12 protein-coding genes are annotated in these 17,418 nt (G+C 54.2%); 8 read left to right on the top strand and 4 right to left on the bottom strand.

Features of this window, described 5'->3' with window-relative positions:
* Positions 1–62 precede the first annotated feature (62 nt).
* The 3 genes from gbpA to ACNT1W_RS22910 all read left to right on the top strand — a co-directional run bounded on the left by gbpA (position 63) and on the right by ACNT1W_RS22910 (position 3,580).
* Positions 63–1,478 carry an N-acetylglucosamine-binding protein GbpA gene (gene gbpA / locus ACNT1W_RS22920; RefSeq protein WP_419246178.1) on the top strand — a complete coding sequence of 472 codons (1,416 nt, stop codon included), beginning with the start codon at positions 63–65 and terminating at the stop codon, positions 1,476–1,478.
* 66 nt (positions 1,479–1,544) lie between these two features.
* The gene (locus tag ACNT1W_RS22915; protein WP_419246177.1) at positions 1,545–2,075 is read left to right on the top strand and encodes a cytochrome b; all 531 of its coding nucleotides are present in this window, start codon (positions 1,545–1,547) and stop codon (positions 2,073–2,075) included.
* 74 nt (positions 2,076–2,149) lie between these two features.
* Complete coding sequence (locus tag ACNT1W_RS22910) at positions 2,150–3,580, top strand: DUF1996 domain-containing protein (protein WP_259190404.1); 1,431 nt, start codon at positions 2,150–2,152, stop codon at positions 3,578–3,580.
* A gap of 13 nt (positions 3,581–3,593) precedes the next feature.
* Here the strand turns inward: ACNT1W_RS22910 and ACNT1W_RS22905 are convergent, their stop codons facing one another.
* Both ACNT1W_RS22905 and ACNT1W_RS22900 read right to left on the bottom strand, forming a co-directional pair.
* The gene (locus tag ACNT1W_RS22905) at positions 3,594–4,451 is read right to left on the bottom strand and encodes a helix-turn-helix domain-containing protein (protein WP_012146935.1); all 858 of its coding nucleotides are present in this window, start codon (positions 4,449–4,451) and stop codon (positions 3,594–3,596) included.
* A gap of 222 nt (positions 4,452–4,673) precedes the next feature.
* The gene (locus ACNT1W_RS22900; protein WP_112364156.1) at positions 4,674–5,231 is read right to left on the bottom strand and encodes a tyrosine-type DNA invertase; all 558 of its coding nucleotides are present in this window, start codon (positions 5,229–5,231) and stop codon (positions 4,674–4,676) included.
* 569 nt (positions 5,232–5,800) lie between these two features.
* Here ACNT1W_RS22900 and ACNT1W_RS22895 point away from each other — a divergent pair.
* Positions 5,801–7,966, top strand: coding sequence for a YgiQ family radical SAM protein (locus ACNT1W_RS22895; RefSeq protein WP_112364157.1), 2,166 nt, complete (start codon positions 5,801–5,803; stop codon positions 7,964–7,966).
* Between the two features lie 62 nt (positions 7,967–8,028).
* On the opposite strand, the gene ACNT1W_RS22890 is transcribed toward ACNT1W_RS22895, so the two are convergent.
* Positions 8,029–8,634, bottom strand: a complete 606-nt coding sequence (locus ACNT1W_RS22890) for a transglycosylase SLT domain-containing protein (protein ID WP_041418756.1) — start codon at positions 8,632–8,634, stop codon at positions 8,029–8,031.
* Positions 8,635–8,672: 38 nt separating this feature from the next.
* Positions 8,673–9,875, bottom strand: a complete 1,203-nt coding sequence (locus ACNT1W_RS22885; RefSeq protein ID WP_261133345.1) for an ROK family protein — start codon at positions 9,873–9,875, stop codon at positions 8,673–8,675.
* Positions 9,876–9,982: 107 nt separating this feature from the next.
* Here ACNT1W_RS22885 and ACNT1W_RS22880 point away from each other — a divergent pair, with 107 nt between their 5' ends.
* From ACNT1W_RS22880 to ACNT1W_RS22865, 4 genes are all read left to right on the top strand, one after another.
* A complete protein-coding gene (locus ACNT1W_RS22880; RefSeq protein ID WP_419246176.1) occupies positions 9,983–13,273 on the top strand; it encodes a DUF5107 domain-containing protein in 3,291 nt (1,096 codons plus the stop codon).
* Positions 13,274–13,291: 18 nt separating this feature from the next.
* On the top strand, positions 13,292–14,713 hold the full coding sequence (locus ACNT1W_RS22875; RefSeq protein ID WP_261099318.1) for a sugar porter family MFS transporter: 1,422 nt from the start codon (positions 13,292–13,294) through the stop codon (positions 14,711–14,713).
* A gap of 157 nt (positions 14,714–14,870) precedes the next feature.
* A complete protein-coding gene (locus ACNT1W_RS22870; protein ID WP_242507566.1) occupies positions 14,871–15,860 on the top strand; it encodes a substrate-binding domain-containing protein in 990 nt (329 codons plus the stop codon).
* Positions 15,860–17,398, top strand: coding sequence for a sugar ABC transporter ATP-binding protein (locus ACNT1W_RS22865; protein WP_419246175.1), 1,539 nt, complete (start codon positions 15,860–15,862; stop codon positions 17,396–17,398). The genes ACNT1W_RS22870 and ACNT1W_RS22865 overlap by 1 nt, the downstream gene beginning before the upstream one ends.
* The last annotated feature ends 20 nt before the right edge of the window (positions 17,399–17,418 follow it).

Here is a 17,418-nt window from a genome sequence, read left to right as displayed (position 1 = left end):
ATCGGTGTATGGGATATACACCGTTTAACCAGTTAAATTTGAATGATAACTCTGGTGATAAAATGGAATTGAAAAAAATCGCGCTGGCAGTAGCTGCATTAACTCTCTCCAGTGGTGCTCTGGCGCATGGTTATGTTGAATCGCCGCAAAGCCGGGCCTATAAATGTAATTTGCAGGAAAATACCGATTGCGGCGCCGTGCAATACGAGCCGCAAAGCGTTGAGAAAGACTCCGGCTTCCCGACCGGGCCTTTACCGCGCGATGGCGAACTGGCCAGCGCCAGCATTCCTCATTATTCCCCGCTTGATAAGCAAAGTATGAATATGTGGGCAAAAAATCCCATCAAGGCGGGAATGAATACGTTTACCTGGTTCCATACTGCCATGCACAAAACCAATAACTGGCGGTATTACATCACCAAACAGAATTGGGACGCCAATCAGCCGCTGACTCGCGCGGCATTCGAAGCGACGCCTTTCTGCCAAGCTGAGGGCCATGGACAGATGCCGGCCCAGCGGGCAGTTCATGAATGTAACGTGCCGCAGCGCAGTGGTTATCAGGTGATTTACGGCGTCTGGGAAATTGCCGATACCGTAAACAGTTTCTATCAGGTCATTGACGTCGATTTTGGCGGAGGTGAAGGCATCACGTCACCGTGGAGTAAGCAGCTTTCAGGGCAGGTGTCTGGTAAGGATTTGAAAAAAGGCGATAAGGTTATAGCTCGATTCTTTGACGATCAGGGAGAGGTAACGTCTCTGCGCAGCGAAATGACCATTGATAATCAGAAGCAGATGGATAAAAACCGTTGGTCACACGATCTGGCGGTATTGATTAATGCGAAACATGATGATGTACGTATTGGCGTAAAGGACACACAAGGAAGTGTGAATCCGGTTTACGGCAATAACAGTGCTTTCGTCAAGGATGACAGCCGTTTGAGCAAGGTAGTCATCTCTTATGAAGAGCAGGCCCCAGGCATTGAAGAAGAAGTGGAAATCTCCGGCGTTCAGGTGGATAAAATCCAGGATGGTCACGCCAACGTGAGTTTCAACGTTAACGTCAAGGGGGAAGTCACCTTTGAAGCCCGGGTGTTCGATCACCATGGCAGTGAGAAAGGCTACCTGAAGCAAAGCGTAACCGATGACCGCCTATCGATGACTCTGCCGCTGAACGACGTTACTGCCGGGCACCATATGCTGAAATACTTCGCGACCAATAAAGAAGGTCAGTTGGTTAAACAGGATGTGATTAACCTGCAATTAGAAGATGCTTCTTCCGGCAACTATCAATATATCTTCCCCGAAGGTCTCGATAGCTACACGGCAGGGACGGTGGTGTTACAACCTAAAAATGGCAAAACCTATCAGTGCAAACCTTTTCCTTACAGCGGCTATTGCACACAATGGGCTAGCGGTAAGGCGCAATTTGAACCGGGTATCGGTGAACACTGGCAACAAGCCTGGATATTAAAAAACTAATAGCAACACTACTTTTTTGTCGGCCTGCCCCGGGCCGACTTTTTTTTATCAGTAATAAGGATATTAATGACCATGCAGAATAAGGCACCTCGCTCCCGCTACGATCGTTTTTCTCGCATATTACACTGGGTGCTGGCCGTCGGGATTATCTACGCCTCGCTGGTGGGGTATGGCCTGCACTTTATTTTGGACCCCAAGATTTTCACCTTCTTCTCTGAGCTTAATATGTCATTGGCAACGGTGATGACGCTGCTGATGATTGTGCGTTTTACCTGGCGTTTTTTCAGACCCTCGGTGCCCTACGGTGAGCATATTCAGGGAAATAAAAAAGGATTGGTTATTTTACTTCATGAAATTTTCTACCTGATCATCTTTGTTGTTTTGATCAGTGGCTTCTTAATGTTGAAAGATGGCTACCTATTTTTTGGCCTGTTGCCTGTCCCTCAGCCGCTCAATAACCTTGAAGTGAACCTCTTCTTTTTCAACGTTCATCGGTACAGTTGCATTGCTCTGGGGCTGATGTTGTTAATGCATGTCGCTGCGGTGATAAAACATCAGTTATTTGATAAGAAAAATATTCTCTCAAGAATGGTCTGACTGCCCTCTATCCATTATTTATCCGGGTTATGTACAACAGAAAATATTGTTTGTTCATTTCAAAAGGAAAAAACATGTTTAGCAATAACCTCACTTACCTTATTCCTTTGACTTTATTTATCCCTTGTTTGTCCCTGGCTTCGCCTCTGACGCCCGAATACACCCCTACCCAGGTGATTGACGGTGGTGATGTTGGCATCTTTAACGTGGTGTGCGACTACTCTCATACGTTGGCCGATGACGCGATTGTCATGCCGGGCTTGCCAGGGTTCTCGATGATCCATGATTTTTTTGGCAATACCGAGGCGGATGCGATGAGCACGACCGAGTCATTGCAAAAATCCCCGACCACCACCTGTACCTCGCCCTATGACAGCTCCTCTTATTGGGCGCCGCAGCTAAAACTAGCGGATGACAGCGTTGTTACACCCAGCTATATCAAGGTTTATTACCGTAACAATATACCGGAGCAGGCCGTTGCGCCTATCCCGCCGGGGTTGCAACTGTTGGTAGGTAACCACCATAGGTCGCCAGACGATTATGATCCTTATATTTGGTTTTACTGCCGCACATCGCTTGAGGGCGGGGTGCATTCCAACGATCCACCGGAGAGCTGCCCGCAGATAGCCGGGTTTGACGAAGGCGCAGAATTCAATATTTCGCTTAACTTCCCGGACTGCTGGAATGGCACCAGCCTGACCACTAACCCGCACAAACGCAATGCGGCTTACAGCGATAAATTAACCGGTCTATGCCCTGCGGCATATCCGGTGAAGCTCCCGCAGCTGAATATGCGTATCCATTATGCTTTGGGTGAAAATAGCAATCTTAAAGGGGCCAAATTGTCCATGAACCCCGTTTTGCAGGCTGACGGCAGTTTACTCCCTAAATGGGGCGATCTATATGCTGCGCACGCGGATTTCTTTGCCGCCTGGAGCTCGCGCGCCACGCGTTACAGCGTGGAAGAGTGCCTTAATCGCAAGATTGCCTGCGATAAGGATATTCCGGGCGATTTCGAGCGTAGCAGCGATGATGCCTGGGTTTCGGTGACCGATGGGCGTCTTCATGGTGATGAGGCGGTGATCAAGGTCGGGGGAGAGCAAAATATCGGCTTAATCAAATTTGACCTGCCGGAGCGTCTCGACAACCTGAATATCACCAAAGCCGACCTGCGTCTCTATGGCCGTCAGGTTAGCGGCGAAACCGGGCAGGTACGGTTATATGCACTGCCGGGAGTGAATTGGGATGAAAATCAGGGGCAACATGCCATCAAGAACTGCCCATCGGCCCAATTGGATCACGCGCAGATGTGGACCGATTCGGTGCAGAAAACCTTTGACGTCACTGCCGCCGTCACGCAAGCCCTACAGGCCGGGCAGCGTGAGGTGAGTTTTTGTCTGAGCGGCAGTCAAGACGCGGATGCCGAATTCAGCAGCAAAGAGGGGCCTCGCGGGCCGGTGTTGCGTTTCTATTTTACCCCCGAAAATAGCCATCAAAACCCTTAACCTTTTGCCGTCGCTAGGGACGCAGGGACGAAGGAGACCGGCCGAACTGGCGACGGAAGTGGGTACTGAATTGCGCCGGGGCGCTGAAACCGCATTGGGCGGAGATCTCGGTCAGAGATAACCGGCTGGTGATGACCAGTTGATAGGCTCGCTCCAGCCTTCGATGCAGAACATACTGATAGGGTGGCAGGCCAAAAACCTGTTTAAAAACCCGGGAAAAATGGAACAGGCTCAGCTCGGTGAGTTGAGCCAGAGCCTGAAGAGTGATGGTCTCACCCAGGTTATCTTCGATGTAGCAAGTCAGTTGCTCCATCTGCGTTTTGGTGAGCGCCTGGTGAGCGAGCGCCTGCGAGGACAACACTTGCAGGTGATGTGAGGTTTCAGTCAGCATCGTCAACATCAAGGACGTTGCATGTAATTCATCCGTACTGGTTTTCAGGCTGGCGCACAGTTGTCTGATTAACGGGCTGCGGATATTGGCGTTAGGCTCAATATTCAGCCCAGTGGCACCACCCGGAAGCGACGCGATGAGCTCGGGGGAAACGGAAATAGCGGTGTATTTGAGCGTGCCGTCGATATAAGTCACCGCCTCAAAACCGCAGCCGCAGGGGACGATATCCGCGACCTGGCCGATTGTGCGTCTGCAGGGAACCCGTTTGTGGTCAAACCAAATGTCGCCATGGATGGTGCTACCGCCGTCAGCAGCGTGAAAACTGTCATAGACAATCAGCGTGTGGCTGGGACGGGAAAGTTGAGCTTGATGAGCCCCGCTGACCGCAACGTTATCCACCTGACCGTATTCCCAATGCGTAGAGCTAACGGTTAATTCTGTCTGGTGACGGTAAACAAGCCCATTGTTATCTTTAGTCATGGTGTCGGAGGCCCTGAAAATTTTAAAAGCGACGGGTTAATGGTGAATAATCCTGTATCGGATGAATAAGTCCTGCGGTTGATTCATCTAATCTATGGATGCGAACTCAGGATGCGTAGGGTAGTAATGTGTTTCTAGTCACTTGAGTTATTAATAGTTCAATTTTGAAATATGCTTTATTTCTATTTGTGAAGCGTTGTTATTATTTCTTGGGGCAATTAATCAGAATTCAATAGCCTGAAATCGCATGGCATTACTGGCGGTATAGAGTACGGTGTGGTGAATGTTTCGATGCCCAAGATAGTCCTGAATCAAACGGGTGTCCATCCCCAGATTTGCCAGAAAGTAGCCGCAGGCATGGCGTAACATATGGGGATGTGTCGGGATTTGGATGTTGGCATTTTTACCGTAATCACGGATCAGACGGTAAATTTGCTGGCGGGATATTGGCCCGCCTTTTCGTGAAAGAAACAGCCAGGGCTGATCGGCATAGTGCCAGCTTTTCCTTATTTCCAACCAATGATTCAGCATGACTATCTCATTTTCATGTAAAGGGTGTTGTACGGAAAGACCATTCTTCAAACGAGGGATGTAGATCCTCTTCGCATTCAGTTCGATATTATCCAATGTCAACCCTCCCAGCTCACTGGCGCGTAAGCCGTGAATAAAGCACATGCTGATCATGCATCTGTCACGCCAGGCATTCATGCCTTTTTTAATATTCTCGATCATGCTGTTTATTTCTGACTCATCCAGATATTTTCTGATGTTCGGTTTCACACTTACCTCCGTTGTACTTATGTGGTGTGAGATTAAATGATCGAGTAATTATAAAATGTTTCTTAATGACCGATTCGACTTAAGATAAATCTTATGTTGTTATGTTTGCATAAATAGACTCCCGTCTTCTACTTGATTATTGCTGTGACATTGTTATTTTTGCCATGCTTCGATCTGTGTTTGACATGTGTTTAAAAAACAATGAGATACGGTTATTTTATTTTTTGTTTAATTTATTTTTTAATTATTAATATTTCTTATGTTGATTTTTTGTTTGATAAAAATACCTTTTGTTAAGTGCGGTTCATTATTTAATTGTCAGTATTGTTCAGCGTTTTTTATTAAAATTGAGCAGGGCGTTACGAGAATGAAGCACAGTGTGAGGTCCATTGCGGCCATCAGTGGCCTTAAAGGCCACTCTGACAAACCTGAGGGCTCGTTCCGGCTTGCCTTTCACCGGCGTAGCCCGCGCCGTGATGTGACCGATGTGTGAAATAACCATGCTCTTTTTGCAACTAGTGCGTATAATCGCCGCCCGGCGATTAATTAACCTGTGAAAGAGCACCAGAATGAGCACTACCAGTCTGATCCAACCCGACCGTGAATTGTTTTCCTATAAGCCTTATTGGGCCGAATGTTATGGCACCGCGCCGTTTTTACCGATGTCGCGCGAAGAGATGGATCAACTGGGCTGGGACAGCTGCGATGTGATCATTATCAGTGGTGACGCCTATGTCGATCACCCAAGTTTTGGCATGGCGATCATCGGCCGTATGTTGGAAGCGCAGGGCTTCCGCGTCGGTATCATCGCGCAGCCGGACTGGAGTAATAAAGAAGATTTCATGCGTTTGGGCAAACCGAACCTGTTTTTCGGCATCACCGCCGGCAATATGGATTCGATGATCAACCGCTATACCGCCGACCGCAAGCTGCGCCACGATGATGCCTATACCGCCGGCAACGTGGGGGGCAAACGCCCGGATCGCGCGACGCTGGTTTACAGCCAACGCTGTAAAGAAGCCTATAAAGATGTGCCGATCGTACTGGGCGGCATTGAAGCCAGCCTGCGCCGCATTGCTCACTACGATTACTGGTCGGATACCGTGCGCCGCTCGGTGCTGGTGGACTCCAAAGCCGACATGCTGATCTACGGCAACGGCGAACGGCCGTTGGTGGAAGTGGCGCACCGTCTGGCCGCCGGCGAAAAAATCAGTGAGATCCACGATATCCGCAATACGGCAGTGATGCGCAAGGGCGCGTTACCAGGCTGGACTGGCGTAGATTCAACCCGTCTGGATAAGCCGGGCCGCATTGAACCCATTCCAAACCCTTACGGCGACGATCTGCCCTGCGCCGACGGCGGCAAGCCGGAACCGGAAGCCAAGCCGGTGACCGTACGCGCTGCCAAGCCCAAACCGTGGGAAAAAACCTACGTGCTGCTGCCGTCCTTTGAGAAGGTGAAGGCCGACAAGGTCTTGTATGCGCACACCTCGCGTATTTTGCACCATGAAACCAACCCGGGCTGTGCCCGCGCGCTGATGCAGTCACATGGCGATCGCTACGTGTGGATCAACCCGCCGGCCATTCCGCTGACTACGCCGGAAATGGACAGCGTGTTTGCCCTGCCGTACCAGCGTATTCCGCACCCGTCCTACGGCAAGGAAACCATTCCGGCCTATGACATGATCCGCTTCTCGGTCAACATCATGCGTGGCTGCTACGGCGGTTGTTCATTCTGTTCGATCACCGAGCATGAAGGACGCATCATCCAGAGCCGTTCGGAAGACTCCATTATTCGTGAAATCGAAGAGATCCGTGACAAGGTGCCGGGCTTTACCGGCGTGATCTCCGATTTGGGTGGCCCGACGGCCAACATGTACATGCTGCGCTGCACCAACCCGCGCGCAGAGCAGACCTGCCGCCGCGCCTCGTGCGTGTATCCGGAAATCTGTACCTACATGGACACCAACCACGAGCCGACCATCAAGCTGTATCGCCGTGCGCGCTCGCTGGAGGGCATCAAGAAGATCCTGATCGCCTCTGGCGTGCGTTACGATCTGGCGGTAGAGGATCCTCGCTATATCAAAGAGTTGGCTACCCATCACGTTGGCGGCTACCTGAAAATTGCCCCGGAACACACCGAGGAAGGCCCGCTGTCGAAAATGATGAAGCCGGGTATGGGCAGCTACGATCGGTTTAAACAACTGTTCGACCATTACTCCAAACTGGCGGGCAAAGAGCAGTATCTGATCCCGTATTTCATCTCCTCGCATCCGGGCACCCGCGATGAAGATATGGTGAACCTGGCGCTGTGGCTGAAGAAAAACCGTTTCCGCCTCGACCAGGTGCAGAACTTCTATCCTTCACCGATGGCTAACTCCACCACCATGTATTACAGCGGCAAAAACCCGTTGAGCCGGGTTGGCTACAAGAGTGAAGATGTGGTGATACCGAAGGGCGATCGTCAGCGTCGTCTGCACAAGGCGCTGCTGCGTTATCACGATCCGGCCAACTGGGCGATGATCCGCACCGCGCTGGAAGAGATGGGCATGAAGCACCTGATCGGCAGTCGCCGCGAGTGTCTGGTTCCTGCGCCAAGCATTGACGAGCAGCGTGAAGCCAAGCGTTTGCAGCGCCATACCCGCCCGGCGTTGACCAAACACACCGACATCACCCGTCAGCGTACGCCGTCCAATAAGCCGCCGCGCAAGCCTATCCGCAGCGGTAAACCCTAACGGTCGGGCAGTGCTCTTAAACGAAAAGGAGAACCCCAGGGTTCTCCTTTTTGCGTTGAAAATCAAAGTTGCTCGTAGGCCGCTTCTACTTTCATCAAATGGCGCGGTGCCTGCGGGGCGGGATGATACTTGCGGACATGCCAGTTAAAGGCTTCCGGCGACAGATTGTTAATCATTGAAATGGCTTGCTGGCGGTTGCTGGAGAAGGTCCGCAGCAGCGCACCCGTGCCGTTTACGTACGCGATGATAGTGGCGTAACGAAGCGTGACGGGATCGTCGATCCCCTTAAGCTGCTGTTTTTGCAATACGGCAATATAGGCGGCACCGAGATCGATATTGGTATCCGGATCCAGCAGATCGTCTTCGTCCGGGCAGCCGCGTTTGCCTTTGTAGCGATAGGCGTCGCAACCTGCGGTATCGGCTTTCAGCTGCATTAACCCTATGGCATTTGACCGGCTGATTGCAGCCGGGTTAAAGCCGGATTCCACTTTAATCATCGCGGCGATCAGCTTTTGATCGACATCGTATTTATCCGCAGCATCTTCAATTGCGTCATCAAAAGCGTGAGCATCATAGCTGGTACGCGGTTTTTTGCTGGAACAACCGGCCAGGATCAGCATCAGGCAGACAATGCCTGCGCGTGACCAGAGTCGTAGAGTGGGGTTCATGGTGCTCCGTATTGTTTTTACTGGGATAAAGTCGGGCATCATAGCATCTCCGTCAGTGCCTGTTCGACATACAGATAGCCTATCCCCGTCACCTGCTGCGCGCGCGTCAGTTGGCCAAAGCCGATATGCGTGGCCTGGGCCTGGATCTGGTCGTGCCGGTCGAAAGGGTTAAAACCGGTCTGACTGATGATGGTGTCCAGCCAGGCCTGACCAAATCCACAGCTGCGCCCGTACAGATAGATACGGTTGATATTGAGGATATTAAGGAAGTTATACAGGCTCAGGCCAATCGCCTGGGCGGCGCGTTGCACCAGCACCTGCAACGCAGCATCGCCCTGATGATAACGGGCAATCAGGTCGGCGGTGGTGGGGGTTTTAATCCTTTCGCCTTCCTGTTGTGCCCAGGGAGCGACCTTGAGCTGAATGCGGGCCTTTTTCTTCAGCGCCGACAGCGAAGCGATGGTTTCCAGACAGCCGTAACGGCCACAGGAGCAAAGGCCGCCATCGGGATCGACAATGGTATGGCCGATTTGACCGCTGCCAAACAGGCTGCCCCGGTAAATCTGCTGGTTAATCACAAATGATGAACCTATGCCGTAATCGACGTTAATCACGCAAAAGTCCTGCAGATTGGCGTTATTTTGCCACTTTTCCGCCAGCCCCAGCATCACGCAGTCGTTATCGATCAAAACCTCGGTCTTCAGACGCTCTTCCAGCAGGTATTTTATCTCTACCGGGCCTTCCCACGGGGCCTGCGGCATACGTTGGGACACCCCGGTCAGCGGATTGACCTGGCCGTGGATCGACAGCGCAATCTTCAGTGGCATGCCCTGCTGGCGGCTGTGCAGATGATAGATTTGCACCATTTCCTGCAGCATCGCCTGCGGCGTAGTGGCGACGATCGGCTGCGGGGTGAAGGCGCTGCAAGGCGTCATCAGGCCATCCACCACGATGCTTTCAATCAGATAAGGGGAGACATTCAGGCACAGGATGCGTTGCCCGGCGGCGGCGATGCGGTAACTGCCGCCACCCAAACCGCGGCTGTGCAGGTTGTGCGGGTCGTGTTCTACCCGCTGCTCTTCCTGCAGTTCGTCGAGAATTTTGCCGACCGCAGGAATAGACAGCTGCGAAAGCCGTGCCAGCGTCGACTTACTGGCGACCTTTTCCCGGTACAGCAGTGCACATAACACCCGTTTATTAAAATTACGCACCCGTTGGTTATTCAAACCTTGCAATGCCATTTATTAAACCCCGTTTAGTGTATTGCGTGATGGTAGCGCATAAAGTCATCAATTCCGTCATCTAGACTGCCTGAAACGCAATGTTCAGTATTTTTAGAGAGGAAAGCATGCACGGGACAGTCAAGGTTTGGCAAGAACAGGTTGAATTACCCACCTACGGCACCGGTGAGCAGGACTCGCACCCGATGTTTCTGGAAAACCGTGTCTATCAGGGATCTTCCGGCGCGGTTTACCCTTATGGCGTGATTGATACCCTAAGCGGTGAGAAAACCTTGCGCCGTTATCAGGCTGTCTATCTGGAAAACGACTACCTGCGCGTGATGCTATTGCCGGAACTGGGCGGGCGTATTCATCGGGCCTACGACAAAGTGCAGCAGCGTGATTTTGTCTACCACAACGAGGTGGTCAAGCCGGCGTTGGTGGGGCTGCTGGGGCCGTGGATCTCCGGGGGCATCGAGTTTAACTGGCCACAGCACCACCGGCCGACCACTTACATGCCGGTGGACTGCCAGATTCAACAGCATGCTAACGGAGCGCAGACCGTCTGGCTGGGGGAAGTGGAGCCGATGCGCGGCCTGCAGGTGATGGCCGGTTTCACTCTGTATCCCGACCGCGCGCTGATTGAAATCAGCGCCAGGATCTTTAACGCCAACCCGACACCGCGCCATTTCCTCTGGTGGGCCAACCCGGCAGTGAAGGGCGGGGACGATCACCAGAGCGTGTTCCCACCGGATGTGACTGCCGTTTTTGACCACGGCAAGCGCGATGTCTCCTCGTTCCCCATCGCTACCGGCACCTACTACAAGGTGGATTACTCGGCCGGTGTGGATATTTCACGCTACAAGAATATCCCGGTGCCGACGTCTTATATGGCGTATAAGTCGGACTATGACTTCGTTGGGGCCTATAGCCACGATGAGCAGGGCGGTTTGCTGCATATCGCCGATCATCATGTATCACCCGGCAAGAAACAATGGAGCTGGGGCCACGGCGAATTTGGTCAGGCCTGGGATCGCAATCTGACCGACAACAATGGCCCGTACATCGAGCTGATGACCGGGGTCTACACCGATAATCAGCCGGATTTCACCTGGCTCGATGCCTATGAAGAAAAATGCTTCGTGCAGAATTTCCTGCCTTACAACACCCTGGGCATGGTGCAGAACGCCAACACCCGGGCGGCGCTAAAGTTGGAAAGCGACGGACGACAGCTGGTGTGGGGGCTGTATGCGGTCGCGCCGCTGGCGCAGCATCGGCTGGTGGTCCGCAGCGATAGCGACCAACAGTTATTGCTCGATCGTCGTATCGATCTCAGCCCCGGAGCGGCCTTGATGGAGACCATGACCGGTGATTTCTCTGGTCGTCTGACGATTGAATTGTTGGACTCGCAGGGGCGCTGCGTACTCAGCTATCGTCAGCATCAGGCCGATCCGGCGGCAGAACTGCCGCAGCCGGCCAAAGCACCGCCGCTGGCCGGGCAAATTGACAGTGCCGATGAGGCCTGGTTTATCGGCCAGCATCTGGAGCAATACCATCACGCCAGCCGTTCGGCATTCGATTACTACCAGAGAGGCTTGGCGCTGGATCCGCTCGATTACCGCTGCAATTTGGCCCTGGCGACGCTGGAATATAACCGCGCCAATTTTGCACGCGCCATTGCCTATGCTGACGATGCGCTGGCACGTGCTCACCACCTTAACCGTAACCCACAGTGTGGCTTGGCCAGTCTGATCCGCGGCTGCGCGCATGAACAATTGGGTGACGACAGCGCGGCCTATGAAGATTTCTACCGCGCCATCTGGAGCGGAAATGGTAAACCGGGCGGCTTCTACGGCCTGGCTCGGGTCGCGGCGCGGCGCGGGAATTATTCGCAGGCGCTGGAATTTTGCGAAAGCAGCCTGAGCGTTAATGCCAGCCATTATCCGTTGATCGCTCTCAAGGCATGGTTGTTGCAACGCCTGGGACAGGGGGAACAGAGCCTGGTCTATATTGCGCAGCAACTGACTGCCCGCCCGTTGCATTACAGCCTGTATTACCTGCGTTATGCGCAAACCCGTGAGGCTGCCGATTTACAACGCTTGCGTGCGGTGACCGGTTGCCGTGGCATTAATGCGCTGACCATGGCCAACCAACTCTGTGAATGGGGGGCCAAACCGCAGGCGATTGAACTGCTGACGCTGCTGGACAGCCAGGAAAGCCTGCCGCTTTATCTGTTGGCCAGCTTGCGCAAGGGCGAGGCGGGCGATAGCGAATACCAGCAGTTGCTGGCGCAGGCGCGTGAAAGCTTTAGCCGACAGGTACGCTTCCCCAATACCCTGAACGAAGTACAGATGCTGAGCCAATTGCCGGAGTGCGATTTTGCGCAGTACCTGCTGGGGTGTTTTCATTACAGCAAACGCAACTACTCGCAGGCGGTGGCACTGTGGCAGCGCTGCGTCGAGCGACAGCCGGGGTTTGCCGATGCCTGGCGCAACTTGGGGATCTACAGCTTCAACAAGCTCCAGCAGCATGACGTTGCGCTGGAATATCTGCAACGAGCGTTCAGGCTACAGCCCGACGATGCCCGGTTATTGTTCGAGCTGGATCAACTGAATAAGCATCTGCGAGCGGCTCCTGAACAACGGCTGGCCTTGCTGGAACAACATTTGGCGGTGGTGGCCAGGCGTGATGACCTCACAGCCGAACTGCTGAGCCTGTACAACCAGTGTGGCCGCTTGAGTGAGGCGCAACAGACTCTGCAACAGCGGCAGTTCCACCCGTGGGAAGGCGGTGAAGGCAAGGTCACCGGCCAGTACCTGATCAACCTGCAGCGCTTGGCGTTTCAGGCGCTACAGCAGGGGGATCCGCAGCAGGCGCATGAGTTGCTGCAGTCGGCGTTGCACTACCCGCACAATCTGGGGGAAGGCCGGCTGGCCGGGCAAAGTGACAACGATCTCTACTATTGGCTCGGCATCAGTGCCGCCCGGCAAGGTGATCTTGACGCTGCCACCGGCTACTGGCAGCAGGCCTGTGCCGGGCAGGGTGACCTGACGCAAAGCCGCTACTACAACGACCAACCGGTGGACTATCTGTTCTATCGCGGTATGGCACTCAAACAACTGGGGCAGTCGGCACAGGCCGAACAACAGTTCATGCAAATGCAGCAATGGGTACGGCAACAGTCAGAGCTGGCGCCGGGTGCCGATTTCTTTGCCGTTTCGCTGCCGGATTTGATGGCGTTGGACAACGACCTGAACCAGGCGCATCAACAGCACTGCCTGCTGGTGACTGCTTTGGCGCTGCTGGGGTTAGGGCAGTTAACGGCGGCGCAGCAGACATTGGGCGAGTTGCTGGTGGTAAATCCTGCGCATGACAAAGCGCGTTTATTCAGCGTACTGGCCGAGGTTTTAGCCAACTGATGCCGCAAGGGGACGAATGTGACGAATAAACTGAACATGCCCTATGTCTGGACTATCTGCCTGGTCGCCGCTTGCGGTGGCCTGTTATTCGGCTATGACTGGGTAGTGATCGGCGGGGCCAAGCCGTTTTACGAGGCTTACTTCGGCATTACCGACCCTGCGCAGTCCGGCTGGGCGATGAGCTCGGCGCTGGTAGGCTGTATTTTTGGCGCCCTGATCTCGGGCCTGTTGTCGGACCGTTTTGGCCGCAAGTTGCCGTTGGCGATTGCCGCGCTAACCTTCGTGATCTCCGCCTGGGGCACCGCCATGGCCACCAGTTTTGATGCCTTTATTGTGTATCGCATTGTCGGTGGCGTTGGTATTGGCCTGGCCTCGGCGCTGTCGCCGATGTATATCGCCGAAGTCAGCCCGGCAGCCCAGCGTGGCCGCTTCGTGGCGGTGAACCAATTGACCATTGTGATTGGGGTGCTGGCGGCGCAGTTGATCAACCTGTTGATCGCCGATCCGGTGGTGGCCAATGCCAGCCAGGCGGATCTGTTAGCCAGCTGGAATGGACAAATTGGCTGGCGTTATATGTTCGGCGCCGAACTGGTTCCGGCACTGGCTTTCCTGCTGTTGATGCTGGTGGTGCCGGAATCCCCGCGCTGGCTGGCAAAAGCCGGGCGTCATGAAAAGGCGCAGCGGGTATTGCGGCGTATTGGCAACGAGCAATACGCACAGCAAACGCTGATGGAGATCCGTCAGACTCTGGGCAAGGACAGTGGCAAGGTGCCGTTCCGTGCGCTGTTGCGCAGCGACGTACGACCGGTGCTGGTGATTGGCATTGTGCTGGCAGTCTTCCAGCAGTGGTGTGGTATCAACGTGATCTTCAACTATGCGCAGGAGATCTTCGCTTCTGCAGGGTTTGATATTAACGACACCCTGAAATCGATCGTCGCCACCGGATTGATCAACCTGATCTTCACCTTGCTGGCCTTGCCACTGGTGGATCGTATTGGTCGTCGCCGCTTGATGCTGATCGGTGCCTGTGGATTAACGGCGATCTACCTGCTGATGGCGGCGGCTTACGCCTATGGGCTGCTGGGTTTGCCGGTCTTGCTGCTGGTGTTGGTCGCCATCGCTATCTATGCCGTCACTCTTGCGCCGGTCACCTGGGTACTGCTGTCTGAAATCTTCCCCAACCGCATTCGCGGCGCGGCAATGGCCGCGGGCACCTTTGCCCTGTGGGTGGCCTGTTTTGTGCTGACCTACAGCTTCCCACTGCTGAATGCGGCGCTGGGTGCGGCGGGCAGTTTCCTGCTGTATGGCGGCATTTGTCTGGCCGGTGCGGTGTTTATCTACGCCCGGGTCCCGGAAACCAAAGGCATTACCCTGGAGGCGTTGGAAGAGCGGCTCAGCTCAGCAGGCGCTAGCGTCGCCAAGGCGAAAGAGTTTACTTAACGCCGTTTAGTTTAATGCGTGATCCTGTGGCGGTAAGTAATCAGCTTGATCATTTAGTGTAATGAGTCTGTGCCCCGTTGGATGGCAAACTGCGGTAAATCCCTCCGACGGGATAATAAAAATAGGCAGCAAGAGGTTAATGAACATTAACTGGAGAATAACGATGTTGCTAAAAAATATAAAACACATGCTGTTAGCCATTACCGGGGGCCTGATTATTTTCAGTGCAGGCGCACAGGCTAAAAACGATAAAACCACCATCGGCGCGATTTATCTCGATACCCAGGGGTATTACGCCGGGGTCCGCTGGGGTGTGCAGGATGGTGCCGCCAAGGGCGGAGGGAAAATCGAAATCATAGAAACCAATGCGCAGGGGGATGTTTCTAAAGAGAGTTCGTTTATCGATACCATGATCGCACGCGACGTAAATGCCGTGGTGCTTTCCGCCGTTTCGGTCAATGGCAGCGTGCGGGCCATCAAGCGTGCCAACGAAGCGAATATTCCGGTGATTTGTTACAACACCTGCATTAACGAGAAAGGCGTAGATAACTATGTATATGCCTATCTGGTCGGTGATCCCTATGAGTTTGGCAAAAAACTGGGTAATACCGCCGCCGATTACTTTATAGAAAAGAAAATCACCGAACCCGCGATTGCGGTAATTAACTGCGAAGCCTTCGAGGTTTGCGTGCAGCGGCGTAAAGGTTTTGAAGATGCGCTAAAAGCGAAAGTGCCGGGCATGAAAATCGTCGCCAATCAGGAGGGTACGGTGCTGGATAAGGCGATCTCGGTCGGCGAAAAACTGTTGATCTCCTCCGGGAATGTCGATGCCATTTTCGGCGAGTCCGGCGGTGCCACGCTCGGTGCGGTTAAAGCCGTGCGCAATCAGAACAAGGTCGGGAAAACGGTGGTTTTCGGCTCGGATATGACCACTGAAATCGCGCAGGAGCTGGTTAACCGCCAGGTACTGCAAGCGGTGGTGGATATCTCGGGCAAGAAAATGGGGGCTTTGGTCTTCACGCAGGCAATGAATGCGATTAACCGCCAGCCGGTCGGTCAAAAGGTGGTGCAGGTACCGATAGATCTCTATGCCTCATCGCAGAGTGCTACTGATTGGCTGGCGACTCACAAAGACGGCTTACCTTAATGTCGGCGGCTACCCTGAGCGACAGGGCCTTAAACGAATTGGCGCAGCAACCGGTGGTGGCCCGCATTCAATCCGGGCATAAGCGTTACCCGGGGGTAGTGGCGCTGCAAGATGTGAATTTCACCCTGCGGCGAGGTGAGGTACGTGCCCTGCTGGGGAAAAACGGTGCGGGCAAGTCTACCCTGATCCGCATGCTGACCGGCAGTGAGCGACCGGACGCCGGGCAAGTCTTTATCGGCGACCGGTTGTTGGATGGGCCAGAGGCGTTGTTGACGCGTCGTGCCGGTGAGCTTGGCGTGCGGGCGGTCTATCAGGAACTCAGCCTGGTGCAGGATATGAGCGTGGCGGAAAACCTGTGCCTGGGCGCCTGGCCACAGCGTGCCGGAGTGATTGACGTGCAATGCATGATGGCGCAGGCACGTGCTGCGCTGGCACTGCTTGGGGTGGATATCGATCCTCAGCAATGGGTACGCGATCTCAGCCCGGCGCAGCAGCAACTGGTGGAGATAGCCCGGGCCTGCCAGGGAGATCCCAAAGTGGTGATCCTCGACGAGCCGACCAGTTCGCTGGCCAACGCCGAGGCGGATCTGGTGGCTGCGGCGGTGATGCGCCTTTCTGCGGCGGGGATTGCGGTGGTGTATGTCAGCCACCGGATGAATGAAATCCGCCGGTTGGCGTCGTCCTGCACCATTATGCGCGACGGCCGCGTGGCGGGTGACGTGACGCTGGACAACACGACCACCCAGCAGATTGTCGATCTGATGCTGGGCCATCAGGATCACCATACGCAAACCGTGACTGTTCCGGCGGGGGGCGAAACGGTATTTGAGGTGAGGCAGTTATCGCTGCCGCCCAAATTGCGGCAGGTCAGTTTTGAGCTGCGGCGCGGTGAGGTGCTGGGCATTGCCGGGTTGCTGGGGGCGGGCCGCAGCGAATTGCTGAAGGCCATTGTTGGCCTGACGCCGTTTACCGATGGCGAACTGGTGCTGGACGGGGAGGCGCTGATCTGCCCGAATTATGCCGACATGCTCAAACGGGGTATGGCCTACACACCGGAGAACCGCAAGGCCGAGGGCATCATGCCGCTGCTGGGGGTGGATGAGAATACCGTGATGACCGACAGCCGCTCGGTAAGCCGCTTTGGCGTACTGAACTGGTCGAAGATCAAACAGGCAACCTCGGCCATCGTCAGCCGCATGCGGGTGAAAACCGCTGAAACCGGCACGCCGATCATGACGCTCTCCGGCGGTAACCAGCAGAAGGTGGTGATTGGCCGTTGGGTTTACGCCAGGAGCCGCATCTTGTTGCTGGATGAGCCGACGCGCGGCGTCGATGTAGAAGCGAAAAATCAAATCTATCGTATTGCGCGCGAACTGGTGGCCGAAGGGAAAAGCGTTATTTTCGTGTCGAGCGAAGTGGAGGAATTGCCTCAGGTCTGCGATCGGATCTTATTGTTACAGCAGGGAACGATAGTGAAGGAGTTTATCTCGCCCGTGGATGTTGAACAGCTGATGTCCGAAGTGCTGATGATCCAATAATTCTGCCCGCATGTGAAGGC

Source organism: Serratia sp. NFX21 (assembly GCF_048517035.1).
In the GTDB taxonomy this organism is placed as follows: Bacteria; Pseudomonadota; Gammaproteobacteria; order Enterobacterales; family Enterobacteriaceae; genus Serratia; species Serratia quinivorans.
The sequence above is the reverse complement of the archived record's forward strand: the minus strand, read 5'-3'. Positions and strand labels throughout refer to the sequence as shown.

Excerpts from the sequence above, each read along its gene's own strand:
- ACNT1W_RS22880 (WP_419246176.1), top strand. The coding sequence starts at position 9,983 with ATGCACGGGACAGTCAAGGTTTGGCAAGAACAGGTTGAATTACCCACC.
- ACNT1W_RS22895 (WP_112364157.1), top strand. The coding sequence starts at position 5,801 with ATGAGCACTACCAGTCTGATCCAACCCGACCGTGAATTGTTTTCCTAT.
- ACNT1W_RS22890 (WP_041418756.1), bottom strand. The coding sequence starts at position 8,634 with ATGAACCCCACTCTACGACTCTGGTCACGCGCAGGCATTGTCTGCCTG.
- ACNT1W_RS22915 (WP_419246177.1), top strand. The coding sequence starts at position 1,545 with ATGACCATGCAGAATAAGGCACCTCGCTCCCGCTACGATCGTTTTTCT.
- ACNT1W_RS22885 (WP_261133345.1), bottom strand. The coding sequence starts at position 9,875 with ATGGCATTGCAAGGTTTGAATAACCAACGGGTGCGTAATTTTAATAAA.
- ACNT1W_RS22905 (WP_012146935.1), bottom strand. The coding sequence starts at position 4,451 with ATGACTAAAGATAACAATGGGCTTGTTTACCGTCACCAGACAGAATTA.
- ACNT1W_RS22865 (WP_419246175.1), top strand. The coding sequence starts at position 15,860 with ATGTCGGCGGCTACCCTGAGCGACAGGGCCTTAAACGAATTGGCGCAG.
- gbpA (WP_419246178.1), top strand. The coding sequence starts at position 63 with ATGGAATTGAAAAAAATCGCGCTGGCAGTAGCTGCATTAACTCTCTCC.
- ACNT1W_RS22910 (WP_259190404.1), top strand. The coding sequence starts at position 2,150 with ATGTTTAGCAATAACCTCACTTACCTTATTCCTTTGACTTTATTTATC.